This is a genomic window from Streptomyces vietnamensis, from assembly GCF_000830005.1.
Taxonomy (GTDB): Bacteria; Actinomycetota; Actinomycetes; order Streptomycetales; family Streptomycetaceae; genus Streptomyces; species Streptomyces vietnamensis.
On record NZ_CP010407.1, the window covers coordinates 7,006,869 to 7,024,224 of the forward strand.

The following is a 17,356-nucleotide window of genomic DNA, read 5'->3' on the forward strand; positions in this document are numbered from 1 at the left end:
GTATTGCCAAGACTCGATCCGTGGCGAGAATCGAGCACGAGGGTGGGAACGGGATCGTGGAGACCCACGGAGGTGTCCCCGCCCGGCAACCGTCCTACGAAGGAGTCTGGCGCTTCACCGCTGCAGCGGTCGACGTCTCCGTCCCGCAGGCCCGGCACGCCGTACGCGACCTGCTGGTCCGCCAGGGCGTCCCCGTCCGTGAGGAGATCATGGACGGCCTGCTGCTGATCGTCTCCGAGCTGGTGACCAACGCCGTACGGCACGCGGCGCTGCTCTCCCCGGAGATAGCGGTGGAGGTCGCGATCGGCCCCGAGTGGGTCAGGGTGTCCGTCGAGGACAACCACCCGTACCGCCCCAAAGCCCTGGAGGCCGACTGGGGTCAGACCGGCGGCCGCGGGCTCCTCCTGGTCCGCGAGATCGCCCAGGAGGCCGGCGGCGCCTGCGACGTCGAGCACACCGCGAGCGGCGGGAAGATCATCTGGGCGGCGCTGCCCCTGGGGACCGTCTGACGAAGCGCGTCGGGCGCGGTCCTCGGGATCGGTCCGACGAGATGCGTCGGGCGTGCTCCTCGGGGCCGGTCCGACGAGGTGCGTCGGGCGCGGTCCTCGGGATCGGTCCGACGAGATGCGTCGGGCGCGGTCCTCGGGGCCCGTCCCCGTCCGACGATGTGCGCCGGGACGGGCAGCTCGCCGGACACCCCGGCCCCGATGGCACCGGGGCCGGGAGGCGCGCCTCCGGCGCCGGCGGTCACCAGCCCCCGGACGGGCCCGTCAGCTCCCTGATCGCCGGACGCGCCGCGTCCAGGACCGTCATGAACCAGGCGGAGAAGGGCGCGGCGGCATGCCGCTCGGCGAGCTCGTCGGGGGTCACGAAGGCGGTGGACTCGATCTCCTCCGGGTCCGGCCGCGGGTCGGCCTGCACCAGACCGACGAAGAGGTGGTTGAACTCCTGCTCCACCAGGCCCGAGGCCGGGTCCGGGTGGTTGTAGCGGACGGTGCCGGCCTCCGCGAGCAGCGTCGGCGAGACGCCCAGTTCCTCGAAGGTGCGCCGGGCCGCCGCGGCGAACGGCGCCTCGCCCGGGTAGGGGTGGCCGCAGCAGGTGTTCGACCAGACGCCGGGGGAGTGGTACTTGCCGAGCGCTCGCCGCTGGAGCAGCAGCCGACCCGACTCGTCGAAGAGGAAGACGGAGAAGGCGCGGTGCAGCTGCCCCGGCGCCTGGTGGGCGGAGAGCTTCTCGGCCGTGCCGATGGTCCTCCCCTCCTCGTCGACCAGTTCGAGCATGATCGGCGCCGGGTCTCCGGACGGCTTGACACCGTTCGACGCGGTCTCCGGCGAGATCTGAGCCGTGATGGCTGGTGTGATCGGCATACCCATCCTTCGCATCGGTCCTCGGCCCGGTGGGGCCACCACAGTCTGCCGTACAAAACCGGCTTGTCCGTACTTCGGCGGCCGGACGTGTCCGCTCCCACCGCACCGGAGTACGCCCCGGTGCGGTGGGAGTGGAGGGCCGTCAATCGGGCACTACACCCCGAAAGGCGCCGGATAGACGAGCGTGCCCGGCGGAACGGGTACGGAACCGTCCAGGACGAGCGCCATCATCGCCTCGTCCGGGACCTCGAAACCTGGCCGGATCCCATACGCGGACGCACGTACGAACCCGAACCGCGGGTAGTACTCCGGATGGCCCAGGACGAGCACGAGCGGCTCGCCGCGCAGCCGGGCCGCGTCGAGCACCGCCCGGACGACGGCCTGCCCGGCCCCCGTCCGCTGGTGCGCGGGAGCCACCGAGACCGGAGCGAGCGCGGCGGCCGGGGCGCCGTCCACCAGGCAGCGGGTGATCAGCGCGTGCGCCGCGACCGTGCCGTCCGGGGCCTCCGCCACGTACGACAGACCCGGCAGCCAGGCGTCGTCGAGACGGAGCGCCTCGACCAGATCGGCCTCCGTCTCCGAGGGGGCGGCCTCCGACCCGAAGGCCGTCGACACGACCCGCCGGATCTCCGCGACGTCCGCGTCGGTCTCCGGGCGGGTGCGCCAGCGTGGATCGGCCGGCCGCAGGACGAAGCCCGCGTACCCGTACTCGGAGCCGTGCTCGCGCCGCAGCGCGATCTCGGCGCGGGCCCCGGCCACCGCCTCCGCCATGCCGGGCACGGTGGTGTCCGCCGCGTCGGCGTGCGCGGCGAGCGGCACGTAGTACTCGTCCCAGTCGCCCTCGGGCTGCGGGACGGTCCCCAGGACGTGGTAGCCGGCCTCGACGGCCGCCGCCGCGTTCCCGGCGACGGTACGGAGGGTGTAGTGGTCCTCCCAGAAGGCGCGGGCCGCGGGGCCCGGCTCCTCGGTGGTCCAGACGCACTCGGTGAGCACCAGCGTGCCCCCGGGCGCGAGGAGCCTGCGCCACTCGGCGAGGGCCCGGTCGAAGCCGAGGACGAAGACCGAGCTCTCGGCCCAGACCAGATCGAAGGAGCCGTCGGGGAGGGGCAGCGCGCCCATGTCGGCGTTCAGGGTGCGGACCGAACCGTCGAGCCCGCGGGCGGCGGCGGTCTCCCGCAGCTCCGCGAGGAACGGTTCGTGGGTGTCGACGGCGGTCACCTCGGCGTTCGCCTCGGCGGCCAGGAGCAGCGCGGAGCGGCCGGGGCCGCAGCCCAGGTCGAGCACGCGCGGACGCTCCGGAAGCGGTCCCGCGAGCGCGAGGAGCCGACGGGTGGTGGTGTCGGAGCCGGGGCCCTGCCGCGGCAGACCGTGGTGCAGGGCGAAGAAGGAGTCGTGCAGAGCGTTGTCGGACAACGTGGAAACCCTTTGGGGAAGGGGTCCCGGCCGACGACGTGACGTACCGGTGGGAAGACCGGGATCAGGTCAGCCGGAGACCCGGAGGCTGAGGGACGACCGGGCGCTGCCGCACTGGGCAGCCTCCATCGCGACGGTCATCAACCTCAGCTCCTCTCCACACGCGTTCGTCCGACGAGACTAACAGCCGGCGGCCGCTCAGAGGCAGAGTTTCGCCTCGTGCTCCGCGTGCCCGACCGGCTCCAGCTGGAAGGTGCAGTGCTCCACGTCGAAGTGCGAGCCCAGGCAGCCCTGGAGGTCGTGCAGCATCTTCTCGTGCCCGACCGAGTCCAGCGCGTCCTGGTCGACGACCACGTGCGCGGAGAGCACCGGCATGCCCGAGGTGATCGTCCAGGCGTGCAGGTCGTGGACGTCCTCGACGCCTGGCAGGGCCAGGATGTGCGCCCGCACCTCCGCCATGTCGACGCCCTTGGGGGCCGCCTCCAGGAGCACGTCCAGGGTCTCGCGCAGCAGCTTGACCGTACGCGGCACGATCATCAGGCCGATCACGATCGAGGCGATCGGGTCGGCGTACTGCCAGCCCGTCGCCAGGATGATCCCGGCCGCGACGATCACGGTGACCGAACCGAGCGCGTCCGCGAGCACCTCCAGGTACGCCCCGCGCACGTTGAGGCTCTCCTTCTGTCCCCGCATCAGCAGCGACAGCGAGATCACGTTGGCCACCAGGCCGATCACCGCGAACGCGATCGTCAGACCGCCCTTGGTCTCGGCCGGCTCGACGAACCGCTGGATCGCCTCGTACAGCACGTACCCGCCGACGACGAGCAGCAGCAGACAGTTCGCGAGCGCCGCGAGGATCTCGGCCCGGGCGTACCCGAAGGTGCGGTTCCCCGAGGGCGGCCGGTTCGCGAAGTGGATCGCGAGGAGCGCCATCGCGAGGCCGACGCCGTCGGTCGCCATGTGCGCCGCGTCCGCGATCAGGGCCAGCGAGTCGGCGACCAGACCGCCGATGATCTCGATCACCATCACGGAGAGCGTGATGCCGAGCGCGATCCGCAGTCGGTTCTTGTACGCGGCGGCCGCCGTCCCCGTCGGCGGCGGGCCGCCGTGGCTGTGCCCGTGGTCGTGTCCAGCCCCCATGACAAGGCCTCCCGGTCGTGTCGTCTGTGTGCCCCGATTCGCAAGTGAACTACGGGTAGGGGGTATGTGCAACACGGTACTGAACACCGTTGTCATATGCTCTGACCTGCGGCAATGGCCGTACGAGGGGGTGGGGCCGGCTGTCTCCCCGAACGGGGTTTGTGGGGCGGGTCGCCGATCGCCCATGATGATCTCCGCGGGACGCGGCGCACCCGGACGGACACGGACGGTACCGGGGGAGTCCGCTCGGCGAAGCCTCGGTGAACTCGTGTTCCGTTCATCCGATAGCCTCAGCCGACGTGTCGCCGCCCGGTGCCGGGCCACACCGCCGCGCCCGGGGCCGCCATGGCCCCGCCGGCCCCTCCGTCAGCTCCAAGGAGTGAGTTCGTCTGTCGACCGCCATCCTCACCGGCCCGCCGGCACCCGGATCCTCGCTCGACGGTGATCTGCGGTCGCTCGGCTTCGACGTCCGGATCGCCTCCGGCGCCGAGGAGGCCGGTGCCCTCCTCGCCGCCGTCCCGGCGGGCGAGCGCGTCGCGCTCGTCGACCCCCGGTTCGTCGGTCACCTGCACGCGCTGCGCCTCACCCTGACCGACCCCCGCTTCCCCGCGGCCGCCGCCCCCGGCGCGCTCACCGCGCAGCCGGAGGCCCGCCCCGCGCTCGCCCGTGCCCTGGGCACGGTCTCCGCGCCCCCCGGGGCCGCCGGTACCGGCACGGTCACCGACGCGGGCGTCCTCACCGACGCGCTCGCCGACGCCCTCGACGCCGACGGCGTCTCCGTGCACCGGCCCCAGCTCGGCACCCTCGTCGCCACCGTGCCCACCGACGCCGAGGCCCGCCACGCGGCCCGCGTCGCCGTGGACGCCGTCGACGACGAGGCCGTGCGCCTGCGCTCGGCCGTCAAGGCGCACGACGGCTTCTTCACCACCTTCTTCATCAGCCCGTACTCGCGCTACATCGCCCGCTGGTGCGCGCGCCGCGGACTCACCCCCAACCAGGTCACCACCGCCTCGCTGCTCACCGCGCTGATCGCGGCCGGCTGCGCGGCGACCGGCGAGCGCGGCGGCTACATCGCCGCCGGCGTCCTGCTCCTGGTCTCCTTCGTCCTCGACTGCACGGACGGGCAGCTCGCCCGCTACGCGCTGAAGTACTCGACGATGGGCGCCTGGCTCGACGCCACCTTCGACCGGGCCAAGGAGTACGCCTTCTACGCGGGCCTCGCCCTCGGCGCCGCCCGCGACGGCGACGACGTCTGGGCCCTCGCGCTCGGCGCGATGGTCCTCATGACCTGCCGGCACGTCGTGGACTTCTCCTTCAACGAGGCCAACCACGACGCCACGGCCAACACCAGCCCGACCGCCGCCCTCTCCAGCAAGCTGGACAGCGTCGGCTGGACGGTCTGGGCCCGTCGCATGATCATCCTGCCGATCGGCGAGCGCTGGGCGATGATCGCCGTCCTCACCGCGGCCACCAGCCCCCGGATCGTCTTCTGGGCCCTGATCATCGGCTGCGCCTTCGGCGCCTGCTACACCACGGCCGGCCGTGTCCTGCGCTCCCTGACCCGCAAGGCCAAGCGCACGGACCGGGCCGCGCAGGCGCTGGCGGACCTGGCGGACTCGGGACCCCTCGCGGGGCTCGCGGGCCGGATCTTCGGCCGCGCCGGGCTCGCGATGTCCCCGGCGTTCGTCCTCGCGTTCGTCGCCGCCGGCGTGCTCATCTCCGCCGTCCTCGGGCGTCCCTTCGGGGACGCCGGGACCGTCGTCGCCGCGTGCCTGTACGTGATGTTCGCCGGCGCCGCCGTCGCCCGCCCCCTGAAGGGCGCCCTCGACTGGCTCGTCCCCCCGCTCTTCCGCGCCGCCGAGTACACCACCGTCCTCGTGCTCGCCGCCCGCTCCGACGCCCCCCAGGCGCTCCCGGCCGCATTCGGGCTGGTCGCGGCCGTCGCCTACCATCACTACGACACGGTGTACCGCATCCGCGGCGGCACCGGCGCGCCGCCCGCCTGGCTGGTGCGCGTCACCGGCGGACACGAGGGGCGCACGCTCCTGGTGACCGTCCTCGCCGCCCTCCTGGCGGACCGCGGCGACGACTTCACCCTGGCACTGACCGCGCTCGCGGTCGCCGTCGCCCTCGTGGTGCTCGTGGAGTCCATCCGCTTCTGGGTCTCCGCCGGAGCACCCGCCGTTCACGACGAAGGAGAAACAGCATGATCGGCCTCGTACTGGCAGCCGGTGCCGGACGGCGTCTGCGCCCCTACACCGAGACGCTTCCGAAGGCCCTCGTGCCCGTGTCCGGCGAGGGCACCGAGAACGAGCTGACCATCCTCGACGGCACCCTCAAGAACTTCGCCGAGATCGGTCTCACCGAGGTCGCGATCGTCGTCGGCTACCGCAAGGAGGCCGTCTACGCCCGCAAGGAGGCCCTGGAGGCCAAGTACAACCTGCAGATCACCCTCGTCGACAACGACAAGGCCGAGGAGTGGAACAACGCCTACTCCCTGTGGTGCGCCCGTGAGGTCCTCAAGCGCGGTGTGATCCTCGCCAACGGCGACACCGTCCACCCGGTCTCCGTCGAGAAGACCCTGCTCGCCGCCCGCGGCAACGGCCAGAAGATCATCCTCGCCCTCGACACGGTGAAGAACCTCGCCGACGAGGAGATGAAGGTCATCACCGCCGAGGGCAAGGGCGTCCAGCGCATCACCAAGCTCATGGACCCCGCCACCGCCACCGGCGAGTACATCGGCGTCACCCTCATCGAGGCCGAGGCCGCCGAGGAGCTCGCCGACGCCCTCAAGGCGACCTTCGAGCGCGACCCCGACCTCTACTACGAGGACGGCTACCAGGAGCTCGTCAACCGCGGCTTCACCGTCGACGTGGCCCCCATCGGCGACGTCAAGTGGGTCGAGATCGACAACCACGACGACCTCGCGAAGGGCCGTGAGATCGCGTGCCAGTACTGACTCGGCTGATCCCCTCGCCGGTCGTCGTCGACATCCGCCGGGGAGCGCTGGACGACCTGTCCGCGCTCCTCGCGGACCAGCGGATCTCCAGCAACGGCAAGATCGCCGTCGCCATCAGCGGCGGCTCGGGCCTCAAGCTGCGTGACCACTTCGCCCCCGAGCTGCCGGGTGCCGACTGGTACCCGGTCTCGGGCGGCACGATCGACGAGGCCGTGAAGCTCGCCGACGCCATGCGCGGCAAGCGGTACGACGCCGTGGTCGCCCTCGGCGGCGGCAAGATCATCGACGTGACGAAGTACGCGGCGGCCCGGGTCGGGCTGCCGTTGGTGGCCATCGCCACCAACCTGTCGCACGACGGGATCTGCTCGCCGATCTCCACGCTCGACAACGACAACGGCCGCGGCTCCTACGGCGTGCCCACCCCGATCGCGCTGGTCATCGACCTCGACGTGATCAGGGACGCGCCGATCCGCTACGTCCGCTCCGGCATCGGCGACGCGATCTCCAACCTCTCCGCCATCGCGGACTGGGAGCTCTCGCACCGCGAGACCGGCGAGCCCATCGACGGCCTCGCGGCCGCCATGGCCCGCAGCGCCGGCGAAGCGGTGCTCCGCCACCCCGGCGGAGTCGGCGACGACGACTTCCTCGTCAGCCTCTCCGAGGGCCTGGTGATGTCCGGCATCGCCATGTCGATCAGCGGGGACAGCCGCCCCTCCTCGGGCGCCTGCCACGAGATCAGCCACGCCTTCGACCTGCTCTTCCCGACCCGCGCCGCCAGCCACGGCGAGCAGTGCGGCCTCGGCGCGGCCTTCGCCATGCACCTGCGCGGCGCCCACGAGGGGTCCGCGCAGATGGTCGAGACCCTGCGCCGGCACGGGCTGCCCGTGCTGCCGGAGGAGATGGGCTTCACCGTGGACGAGTTCGTCCAGGCGGTGTCCTTCGCCCCGCAGACCCGGCCGGGCCGCTTCACCATCCTCGAACACCTCGACCTGTCCGACGACGAGATCAGGGACGCGTACGCCGACTATGCCAAATCCATCGGTAGCTGAGGCCCGTCCCGCGCGGAAGCCCTCGGTGGCGGAGCTCCGCCCGGTCGTCCACCCCCCGGGCGTGAAGGACCGGCGCAGCGGTGAGCACTGGGGCGGCCGCCTGTACATGCGGGAGATCTCGCTCAGGATCACCCGGCAGCTCGTCGGCACCAAGGTCACGCCGAACCAGCTCACGTACGTCATGACGCTCGCGGGCGTCCTCGCCGCACCGGCCCTGCTGGTGCCCGGGATCCCGGGGGCGCTGCTCGGCGCGCTCATGGTCCAGCTCTACCTGCTGCTCGACTGCGTCGACGGCGAGGTGGCCCGCTGGAAGAAGCAGTTCTCGCTCGGCGGGGTGTACCTGGACCGCGTCGGCGCCTATCTGTGCGACGCGGCGGTGCTCGTCGGCTTCGGCCTGCGCGCCGCCGACCTGTGGGGCACGGGCCGGATCGACTGGCTGTGGGCCTTCCTGGGCACGCTCGCCGCCCTCGGCGCCATCCTGATCAAGGCCGAGACCGACCTCGTCGGTGTCGCCCGCCACCAGGGCGGACTGCCGCCGGTCAAGGAGGCGGCGTCCGAGCCGCGCTCCTCCGGCATGGCGCTGGCCCGCCGGGCCGCCGCCGCGCTCAAGTTCCACCGGCTCGTCCTCGGCATCGAGGCCTCGCTGCTCATCGTGGTCCTGGCGATCGCGGACCAGGTCCGGGGGGACCTCTTCTTCTCCCGGCTCGGTGTCGCCGTCCTCGCCGGCATCGCGCTGCTCCAGACCGTGCTGCACCTGGTGTCGATCATGGTCTCCAGCAGGCTGAAGTGAGGCCGGCCGTGAGCACGCCGCTCAGGGTGGGTGCCGTCATCATCACGATGGGCAACCGCCCCGACGACCTGCGCGCGCTGATCGACTCGGTCGCGAAGCAGGAGGGCGACCCGATCGAGGTCGTCGTCGTCGGTCAGGGCACCCCGGTCACCGGGGTGCCCGACTGGGTACGGACCGTCGACCTGCCCGAGAACCTCGGCATCCCCGGCGGCCGGAACGTCGGCATCGAGGCCTTCGGCCCCGGCGGCACCGACGTCGACGTCCTGCTCTTCCTCGACGACGACGGGCTGCTCGCCCACACGGACACCGCGGAGCTGGTCCGGCAGGCCTTCACCGCCGACCCGCGCCTCGGCATCATCAGCTTCCGGATCGCCGACCCGGAGACCGGGACCACCCAGCGCCGGCACGTGCCGAGGCTCCGCTCGGCCGACCCGATGCGCTCCTCGCGGGTCACCACCTTCCTCGGCGGCGCCAACGCCGTCCGCACCAAGGTCTTCGCCGAAGTCGGCGGTCTGCCGGACGAGTTCTTCTACGCGCACGAGGAGACCGACCTCGCCTGGCGCGCGCTCGACGCCGACTGGATGATCGACTACCGTTCCGACATGGTGCTGCTGCACCCCACCACGGCCCCCTCCCGGCACGCCTCGTACCACTTCAACGTGGCCCGCAACCGAGTGTGGCTGGCACGTCGCAATCTGCCCGCGCCCCTGGTGCCGGTCTACCTCGGCGTCTGGCTCCTGCTCACCGTGGCCCGGCGGCCCTCGCCCTCCGCACTGAAGGCGTGGGTCGGCGGATTCCGCGCGGGCTGGACGACCCCCTGCGGACCGCGCCGCCCCATGAGGTGGCGTACGGTGTGGCGCCTGACCCGGCTGGGTCGCCCCCCGGTCGTCTGACATCGTGGTACTCCACGTGCCGCGCATCTTGAACACGAAAGTTTCGACTGTGAGTGACACACACCTGGGCGGGGCGGTCGCGACGAGCGCGCCTCCGTCCTCCGTCGACGAGGGCCTGGAGCCGGCCGCCCTCGCCGCGAAGTACGGCCTGGCCGTCAGCGGCGCCCGGCCCGGTCTGTTCGAGTACGTCCGCGACCTGTGGAGCCGGCGCCACTTCATCCTGGCCTTCTCCTCCGCGAAGCTGGCCGCCCAGTACAGCCAGGCCAAGCTGGGCCAGGTCTGGCAGGTGGCGACCCCGCTGCTCAACGCCCTGGTCTACTACCTGATCTTCGGGCTGATCCTGGGCGCCGGGCAGGGGATGAGCAAGGACGTCTACATCCCGTTCCTCGTCACCGGCATCTTCGTGTTCACCTTCACCCAGAGCTCGGTCATGGCGGGCGTACGGGCGATCTCGGGCAACCTCGGACTCGTCCGGGCCCTGCACTTCCCCCGCGCCACCCTCCCGATCTCCTTCTCGCTCCAGCAGCTCCAGCAGCTGCTGTACTCGATGATCGTGCTGGTGGCGATCGCGCTCTTCTTCGGCAGCTACCCCTCCCTCCGGTGGCTGCTGGTGATCCCGGCGCTGTTCCTGCAGTTCGTGTTCAACACGGGGCTCGCGCTCATCGTGGCCAGGATGGGCGCCAAGACGCCCGACCTCGCGCAGCTGATGCCCTTCATCATGCGGACCTGGATGTACGCGTCCGGCGTGATGTTCTCGATCCAGACCATGCTCGCCGACAAGCCGGCCTGGATCTCCGACATCCTCATGTACAACCCGGCGGCCGTGTACATGGACCTGATGCGCTACGCCATGATCCACGGCTACAGCGCGCACAACCTGCCGGACCACGTCTGGATGACCGCCGGGATCTGGGCGCTGGTGTTCGGCATCGGTGGTTTCGTCTACTTCTGGAAGGCCGAGGAGAGGTACGGGCGTGGCTGACACGAATCGGGACCGCGTCCCCACCGTCATCTGCGACGACGTCCACATCGTCTACCGGGTCAACACCGGTGGCGGCGGCAAGGGCAGCGCCACGGCGGCGCTCAGCCGGATCGTCGGCCGGGGCAAGGCCGAGGTCAGCCGGGGCGTCCGCAAGGTCCACGCCGTCCGCGGCGTCACCTTCACCGCCTACCGGGGCGAGGCCATCGGCCTCATCGGAACCAACGGCTCCGGCAAGTCCACGCTGCTCCGCGCCATCGCCGGTCTGCTCCCCACCGAGAGCGGCAAGGTCTACACCGACGGGCAGCCCTCGCTCCTGGGCGTCAACGCGGCCCTCATGAACGACCTCACCGGCGAGCGCAACGTGATCCTGGGCGGCCTCGCCATGGGCATGAGCCGCGAGGAGGTGAAGTCCCGCTACGAGGACATCGTCGACTTCTCCGGCATCAACGAGAAGGGCGACTTCATCAGCCTGCCCATGCGGACGTACTCCTCCGGCATGGGCGCCCGGCTCCGCTTCGCCATCGCGGCGGCCAAGAACCACGACGTCCTCCTCATCGACGAGGCGCTGGCGACCGGTGACCGCAAGTTCCAGATCCGCTCCGAGGAGCGCATCCGCGAGCTCCGCAAGGAGGCCGGCACGGTCTTCCTGGTGAGCCACAGCAACAAGTCCATCCGGGACACCTGCGACCGGGTGCTCTGGCTGGAGAAGGGGCAGCTCCTGATGGACGGCCCCACGGACGAGGTCCTCAAGGCGTACGAGCGCGAGACCGCGCGCTGAGGTCCGTGCCCCTGGGAGCCCCTGCCGGATTCATCCGGTAGGGGCTCTTCCGGTTTCCGCGCGTCGCGAGCCCCACCTGGAATGTTCATGCGGTTAACTTCGGGCAGGATGAGCCCATGGCAGCGACCTCGGCGGGAAAGACCTACCACCACGGCGATCTGCGCAACGCGCTGGTCTGCGCGGCCGTCGACCTCGCCACCGAAGGAGGACCCGAGCGGGTCGTCCTGCGCGAGGCCGCCCGCCGGGTCGGCGTCTCACCCACCGCCGCCTACCGGCACTTCGACGGGCGCGGCGAACTCCTCCGCACCGTCCGGGCCCACGCCCGGCGGGAACTCGCCGCCGCCATGGAACGTGCCGCCGCCCGCGAGCCCGGCGCCGACGACCCCGTCCTCGCGGCCGAGCGCCGGGTCACCGCCCTCTGCCGGGGGTACGTCGGCTTCGCCGTGGAGCAGCCCGGCCTCTACCGGGCCGCGTTCTGCGTGCCCCGCCCCCACGCGGCCGGCGAGCCCGCGCCGGAGCGGCCGTCCGGCGAACCCGAGATCCGCGCGTTCACCCTGCTCAGGGAGGCGCTCGAAGCACTCACGACGCTCGGCACCGCGCGGCCGGGCGGCCGCCCCGCCACCGGCGCCGCCGCGTGGTCGGCCGTGCACGGACTGTCACTTCTCCTGGTCGACGGGCCCCTTCGTCGTCTCTCCCCGCAGGGCAGGAGCGTCGTCGTCGAGGCGACCCTCGCCATGGTGGTCTCCGGCGCGGGCGTCGACTGAGTCCGAACTCCCTTGCAGTGAGGGCGGGTTGACGCCTCGTACGGGTGGGGCCCACGATGCCTGCCACCCCGGAATGGCGAAGGTCGTCGTACAACGTAAGCTGGACCGGTCTGTTTCGCGGCAAGTAGGGCGATACCCCGCGGCCCTCGGGCTTCCGCGCGGCGGCCCTGCGGGCAGGGGTCGGCGGCGTGTCCGAAATAGGATGGATTGGATCGGCAGTGTAGAACGGGAGTCGTGACGGCCATGACGCAGAATCTCCAGCTCCACGAGGGTGTCGCCGTCCCTCCGTCAGGAAGCGCCCAGTGACGGAGACCCGGCAGGCGCGCACCGACGCCGCCTCACGTGCCACACTCGGCAAGGCCGCGGACGAGAACTTCCCCGTGGCCCCCTTCTTCCTGCCCCGCGCCTGGCGCGACGACCTCATGGCCGTCTACGGCTTCGCCCGGCTCGTCGACGACATCGGCGACGGCGACCTCGCCCCCGGCGGCGCCGACGCCCGCCACCTCGGCGTCGACCCCGCGGCCGCGGACGACCGGCTCGTACTCCTCGACGCCCTGGAGACCGACCTCCGCCGGGTCTTCGACTCCACCCCGCACCACCCCCTCCTCCGCGCCCTCCAGCCGACCGTCCGCCGGTGCGGGCTCACCCCGGAGCCCTTCCTCGGCCTGATCGCCGCCAACCGGCAGGACCAGCTGGTCCGCCGCTACAAGACGTACGAGGACCTCCTCGCGTACTGCGAGCTCTCCGCCAACCCCGTCGGCCGGCTCGTCCTCGCGATCACCGGCACCGACACCCCCGAGCGGATCCGGCGCTCCGACGAGATCTGCACCGCCCTCCAGATCGTCGAGCACCTCCAGGACGTCGCCGAGGACCTCGCCCGCGACCGGATCTACCTGCCCGCCGAGGACCTCACGCGCTTCCACGTCACCGAGCGCGACCTCGCCGCGCCCACCGCCGGCGCCTCCGTGCGGGCCCTGATCGCCTTCGAGGCCGAGCGGGCCCGCACCCTCCTGCACGCGGGCGCCCCGCTCGTCGGCAGCGTCCACGGACGGCTCCGCCTCCTCCTCGCCGGATTCACCGCCGGGGGACTCGCCGCGCTCGACGCCGTCACCGACGCCGGATACGACGTGCTGGCCGGCCCGCCCAAGTCCACCAAGCCGAGCCTGATGCGCCAGGCGGGAGCGGTACTGCTCCGGGCGCGGAGAGAGGGGTGAGCGCCACCGTGGAGGCACAGCACCAGCCGTCCGCGCCGGTCCAGGCCGCCTACAGCTACTGCGAGGCGGTCACCGGACAGCAGGCCCGCAACTTCGCCTACGGGATCCGGCTGCTCCCGGCCGAGAAGCGGCAGGCGATGTCCGCGCTGTACGCCTTCTCGCGGCGCGTCGACGACATCGGCGACGGCACGCTCGCGCCCGAGGACAAGCGGGAACGGCTCGAAGCCACCCGGGACATCCTCGACCGCATCCGCAAGGGCCTCGTCGAGGAGGACGACACCGACCCCGTCGCCGTCGCCCTCGCCGACTCGGCCCGCCGCTTCCCGATCCCGCTCGGCGGCCTCGACGAGCTCATCGACGGCGTCCTCATGGACGTGCGCGGCGCCACCTACGAGACCTGGGACGACCTCAAGGTCTACTGCCGCTGCGTCGCCGGCGCGATCGGCCGGCTCTCCCTCGGCGTCTTCGGCACCCAGCCCGGAGCGCAGGGCGCCGACCGGGCCCCCGAGTACGCCGACACCCTGGGCCTCGCGCTCCAACTCACCAACATCCTCAGGGACGTACGCGAGGACGCCGGGAACGGGCGCACCTACCTGCCCGCCGACGACCTCGCCAAGTTCGGCTGCTCGGACGGCTTCGGCGGCGACGCCCCGGCGCCCGGCGCCGACTTCGCCGGGCTCGTCCACTTCGAAGTGCGGCGCGCCCGCGCCCTGTTCGCCGAGGGCTACCGGCTCCTGCCCATGCTCGACCGGCGCAGCGGCGCCTGCGTCGCCGCCATGGCCGGCATCTACCGGCGCCTCCTCGACCGGATCGAGCGCGACCCCGAGGCCGTCCTGCGCGGCCGCGTCTCGCTGCCGGGCCGCGAGAAGGCGTACGTCGCGGTGCGCGGCCTCTCCGGCCTCGACACCCGCCACATCGCCCGGCGCACCGCCAGGGGGCGTGCCTGATGCGCCCGTCCCCCTCCCGGGCAACCTCCGGCGCCGCCCCGGCGTCCCTGCCCGAGGTGCACCCGAATCCGACCGCGACGACCCGAACGGAGGCCGCGTGAACCCCGAAGGAACCGAGCGGAACACCCGACCGGGCACACCCGGTGACGCCGGGTCGGTCGCCCGTACGGGCCCGGGCACACCGTCCGCCGACGCCGGGCCGCTCTCCGACACGGGCACGTCCGCCGACGCCGGGTCGCTCTCCGACACGGGTGCGTCCGTCGGAGCCGGACCGCTCTCCGACACAGGCGCGTCCGCCGGAGCCGGACCGGTCTCCCGCACCGTCCCGGGCGCGAGCGCCGGCACGGGCGCCGACACCGGTCCGAGTACGGGCACAGGCACCGGGACCGGCTCCGGCACAGGCACCGAGACCGGCTCCGGCACAGGCACCGAGACCGGCTCCGGCACGGGTGCCGGGACCGGCTCCGGTCCGGGCGCGGGCGCCGGTGCGGCCATCGGGACCGGCACCCGGACCGGTGGTGACGCGCAGCACGCCGCCGTCGTCGTCGGCGGCGGGCTCGCCGGGATCACCACCGCGCTCCGGCTCGCCGAGAGCGGCGTCCGCGTCACCCTGCTCGAAGGGCGGCCCCGGCTCGGCGGTCTCGCCTTCTCCTTCCGCCGCGGGGACCTGACCGTCGACAACGGCCAGCACGTCTACCTGCGCTGCTGCACCGCCTACCGCTGGTTCCTCGACCGGGTCGACGGCGCCCGCCTCGCGCCCCTCCAGGACCGCCTCGACGTCCCCGTCCTCGACGTCGCGCACCCCCGCGGCCCCCGGCTCGGCCGGATCCGCCGCGACGGCCTGCCCGTACCGCTGCACCTCGCGCGCAGCCTCGCGACCTACCCGCACCTCTCCCTCGCCGAGCGCGCCTCCGTCGGCCGGGCGGCGCTCGCCCTGAAGAAGCTCGACCCCGCCGACCCGGCGCTCGACGGCATCGACTTCGCCACCTGGCTCGGCCGGCACGGACAGTCCCCGCGGGCCGTCGAGGCCCTCTGGGACCTCGTCGGCATCCCCACCCTCAACGCCCCCGCCCCGCAGGCCTCCATGGGGCTCGCCGCGATGGTCTTCAAGACCGGCCTCCTCTCCGAGCCCGGCGCCGCCGACATCGGCTGGGCCCACGTCCCGCTCGGCGAACTCCACGACACCCGGGCCGCGAAGGAGCTCGACGCCCTCGGCGTCCGCACCCTGCTCCGCACCAAGGCCGAGCGGATCTCCCGTACCGACGACGGGCGTTGGGCCGTCGACGTACCGGGGGAGCGGATCGAGGCCGACGCCGTCGTCCTCGCCGTCCCGCAGCACGAGACCCACGGCCTGCTGCCCGAAGGCGCCCTCGACGACCCCGACCGGCTCCTCGACATCGCCACCGCGCCCATCCTCAACCTGCACGTCGTCTACGACCGCAAGGTGCTGAAGCGGCCGTTCTTCACCGCGCTCGGCTCCCCGGTGCAGTGGGTCTTCGACCGCACCGACTCCTCGGGACTCACCGGCGGCGGACAGTACCTCGCCGTCTCGCAGTCCGCGGCCCAGGACGAGATCGACGAACCCGTCGCCGCCCTGCGCGCCAAGTACCTCCCCGAGCTGGAGCGGCTGCTGCCCGCCGCCCGCGGCGCCGGGGTCCGCGACTTCTTCGTCACCAGGGAGCGGACGGCCACGTTCGCCCCCGCCCCGGGCGTCGGCCGGCTCCGGCCCGGCGCCCGCACCAGGGCCCCGGGTCTTTACCTGGCCGGGGCCTGGACCGCCACCGGCTGGCCCGCGACCATGGAGGGTGCCGTCCGCAGCGGATTCAGCGCCGCGGGCGCCGCGCTCTCCGCCCTCGGCCGCCGCCATGACCATCCGCTGCAGGAGGCGGTATGAGTGTGAGTACCGGAACAAGAGGAGAGACCGTGCCGACAGTGCAGCCGGGAAATCCGGCCGTCGACACCGCGGACGTGTCCGCACTGCTGGAGCGGGGGCGGACCCTGTCCACCCCCGTACTGCGGGCGGCCGTCGACCGCCTCGCGCCGCCCATGGACACCGTGGCCGCCTACCACTTCGGCTGGATCGACGCCCACGGCAACCCGACGGACGCCGACAGCGGCAAGGCCGTACGACCGGCCCTCGCCCTGATGTCGGCCGAGGCCGCGGGCGCCGCGCCCGAGGTCGGGATCCCCGGCGCCGTCGCCGTGGAGCTCGTGCACAACTTCTCGCTGCTGCACGACGACCTGATGGACGGCGACGAGCAGCGCCGCCACCGCGACACGGTGTGGAAGGTGCACGGCCCCGCCCAGGCCATCCTGGTCGGCGACGCGCTCTCCGCCCTCGCCAACGAGATGCTGCTGGAACTCGGCACCGTCGAGGCCGGCCGCGCCACCCGCCGCCTCACCACCGCCAACCGCAAGCTCATCGACGGGCAGGCGCAGGACATCTCCTACGAGCACCGCGAGCGGGTCACCGTCGAGGAGTGCCTGGAGATGGAGGGCAACAAGACCGGCGCCCTGCTCGCCTGCGCCGCCTCCATCGGCGCCGTCCTCGCGGGCTGCGACGACCGGACCGCCGACAAGCTGGAGGAGTACGGCTACCACCTGGGCCTCGCCTTCCAGGCCGTCGACGACCTGCTCGGCATCTGGGGCGACCCGGAGGCCACCGGCAAGCAGACCTGGAGCGACCTGCGCCAGCGCAAGAAGTCCCTCCCGGTCGTCGCCGCCCTCGCCGCGGGCGGCCCGGCCTCCGAGCGGCTCGGCGCACTCCTCGCCGCGGACGCCAAGTCCACCGACTTCGACACCTTCTCCGAGGAGGAGTTCGCCACCCGCGCGGCCCTCATCGAGGAGGCCGGGGGCCGCGAGTGGACCTCCCAGGAGGCCCGCCGCCAGCACGCCGTCGCGATCGCGGCCCTGAACGAGGTGGACATGCCCGCCCGGGTGCGGGACCAGTTCGCCGCACTGGCCGACTTCGTGGTCGTACGGAAGAGATGATCACCATCACCCTGATATGAGTTCGCAGTCGCCGGCCGGTGCCATCCGGCGCCGGCCGACGGCAGACC

General features: G+C 72.6%; 16 protein-coding genes. 13 read left to right on the forward strand and 3 right to left on the reverse strand.

What is annotated here, in order from left to right; genetic code table 11:
* The first annotated feature begins 56 nt into the window (after positions 1 to 56).
* Positions 57 to 509 carry an ATP-binding protein gene (locus SVTN_RS31545; protein WP_041132151.1) on the forward strand — a complete coding sequence of 151 codons (453 nt, stop codon included), beginning with the start codon at positions 57 to 59 and terminating at the stop codon, positions 507 to 509.
* 238 nt (positions 510 to 747) lie between these two features.
* On the opposite strand, the gene idi is transcribed toward SVTN_RS31545, so the two are convergent.
* The 3 genes from idi to SVTN_RS31560 all read right to left on the reverse strand — a co-directional run bounded on the left by idi (position 748) and on the right by SVTN_RS31560 (position 3,921).
* Entirely contained in the window at positions 748 to 1,368 is a 621-nt protein-coding gene (gene idi, locus SVTN_RS31550) for an isopentenyl-diphosphate Delta-isomerase (RefSeq protein ID WP_041132152.1), read from the reverse strand.
* 153 nt (positions 1,369 to 1,521) lie between these two features.
* Positions 1,522 to 2,781: a bifunctional class I SAM-dependent methyltransferase/N-acetyltransferase gene (locus SVTN_RS31555; RefSeq protein WP_041132153.1), complete on the reverse strand. Its 1,260-nt coding sequence runs from the start codon at positions 2,779 to 2,781 to the stop codon at positions 1,522 to 1,524.
* Positions 2,782 to 2,979: 198 nt separating this feature from the next.
* Entirely contained in the window at positions 2,980 to 3,921 is a 942-nt protein-coding gene (locus SVTN_RS31560) for a cation diffusion facilitator family transporter (RefSeq protein ID WP_041132154.1), read from the reverse strand.
* A gap of 389 nt (positions 3,922 to 4,310) precedes the next feature.
* Between SVTN_RS31560 and SVTN_RS31565 the strand changes: the two genes are divergently transcribed.
* From SVTN_RS31565 to SVTN_RS31620, 12 genes are all read left to right on the forward strand, one after another.
* Positions 4,311 to 6,131 carry a DUF5941 domain-containing protein gene (locus SVTN_RS31565; RefSeq protein WP_078908576.1) on the forward strand — a complete coding sequence of 607 codons (1,821 nt, stop codon included), beginning with the start codon at positions 4,311 to 4,313 and terminating at the stop codon, positions 6,129 to 6,131.
* Positions 6,128 to 6,880 (forward strand): phosphocholine cytidylyltransferase family protein, encoded by a 753-nt coding sequence (locus SVTN_RS31570; RefSeq protein ID WP_041132156.1) that lies wholly within the window; start codon positions 6,128 to 6,130, stop codon positions 6,878 to 6,880. Before SVTN_RS31565 ends, SVTN_RS31570 begins: the two co-directional genes overlap by 4 nt.
* Positions 6,868 to 7,929, forward strand: a complete 1,062-nt coding sequence (locus tag SVTN_RS31575; RefSeq protein ID WP_041132157.1) for an iron-containing alcohol dehydrogenase family protein — start codon at positions 6,868 to 6,870, stop codon at positions 7,927 to 7,929. The genes SVTN_RS31570 and SVTN_RS31575 overlap by 13 nt, the downstream gene beginning before the upstream one ends.
* Positions 7,907 to 8,719 carry a CDP-alcohol phosphatidyltransferase family protein gene (locus SVTN_RS31580; RefSeq protein WP_052499753.1) on the forward strand — a complete coding sequence of 271 codons (813 nt, stop codon included), beginning with the start codon at positions 7,907 to 7,909 and terminating at the stop codon, positions 8,717 to 8,719. Before SVTN_RS31575 ends, SVTN_RS31580 begins: the two co-directional genes overlap by 23 nt.
* A gap of 47 nt (positions 8,720 to 8,766) precedes the next feature.
* On the forward strand, positions 8,767 to 9,612 hold the full coding sequence (locus tag SVTN_RS31585; protein ID WP_425429063.1) for a glycosyltransferase family 2 protein: 846 nt from the start codon (positions 8,767 to 8,769) through the stop codon (positions 9,610 to 9,612).
* A gap of 49 nt (positions 9,613 to 9,661) precedes the next feature.
* Positions 9,662 to 10,594: an ABC transporter permease gene (locus SVTN_RS31590; protein WP_041132160.1), complete on the forward strand. Its 933-nt coding sequence runs from the start codon at positions 9,662 to 9,664 to the stop codon at positions 10,592 to 10,594.
* Positions 10,587 to 11,372, forward strand: coding sequence for an ABC transporter ATP-binding protein (locus SVTN_RS31595; protein ID WP_041132161.1), 786 nt, complete (start codon positions 10,587 to 10,589; stop codon positions 11,370 to 11,372). The genes SVTN_RS31590 and SVTN_RS31595 overlap by 8 nt, the downstream gene beginning before the upstream one ends.
* Positions 11,373 to 11,488: 116 nt before the next feature.
* Positions 11,489 to 12,136: a TetR/AcrR family transcriptional regulator gene (locus tag SVTN_RS31600; protein WP_041132162.1), complete on the forward strand. Its 648-nt coding sequence runs from the start codon at positions 11,489 to 11,491 to the stop codon at positions 12,134 to 12,136.
* A 302-nt stretch (positions 12,137 to 12,438) separates the two neighbouring features.
* Positions 12,439 to 13,350: a squalene synthase HpnC gene (gene hpnC / locus SVTN_RS31605; protein WP_041132163.1), complete on the forward strand. Its 912-nt coding sequence runs from the start codon at positions 12,439 to 12,441 to the stop codon at positions 13,348 to 13,350.
* On the forward strand, positions 13,347 to 14,297 hold the full coding sequence (gene hpnD, locus SVTN_RS31610; protein WP_041132164.1) for a presqualene diphosphate synthase HpnD: 951 nt from the start codon (positions 13,347 to 13,349) through the stop codon (positions 14,295 to 14,297). The genes hpnC and hpnD overlap by 4 nt, the downstream gene beginning before the upstream one ends.
* Positions 14,298 to 14,790: 493 nt before the next feature.
* On the forward strand, positions 14,791 to 16,191 hold the full coding sequence (hpnE, locus tag SVTN_RS31615; protein ID WP_041134431.1) for a hydroxysqualene dehydroxylase HpnE: 1,401 nt from the start codon (positions 14,791 to 14,793) through the stop codon (positions 16,189 to 16,191).
* The gene (locus tag SVTN_RS31620; protein WP_174518301.1) at positions 16,188 to 17,288 is read left to right on the forward strand and encodes a polyprenyl synthetase family protein; all 1,101 of its coding nucleotides are present in this window, start codon (positions 16,188 to 16,190) and stop codon (positions 17,286 to 17,288) included. Before hpnE ends, SVTN_RS31620 begins: the two co-directional genes overlap by 4 nt.
* Positions 17,289 to 17,356 lie beyond the last annotated feature (68 nt).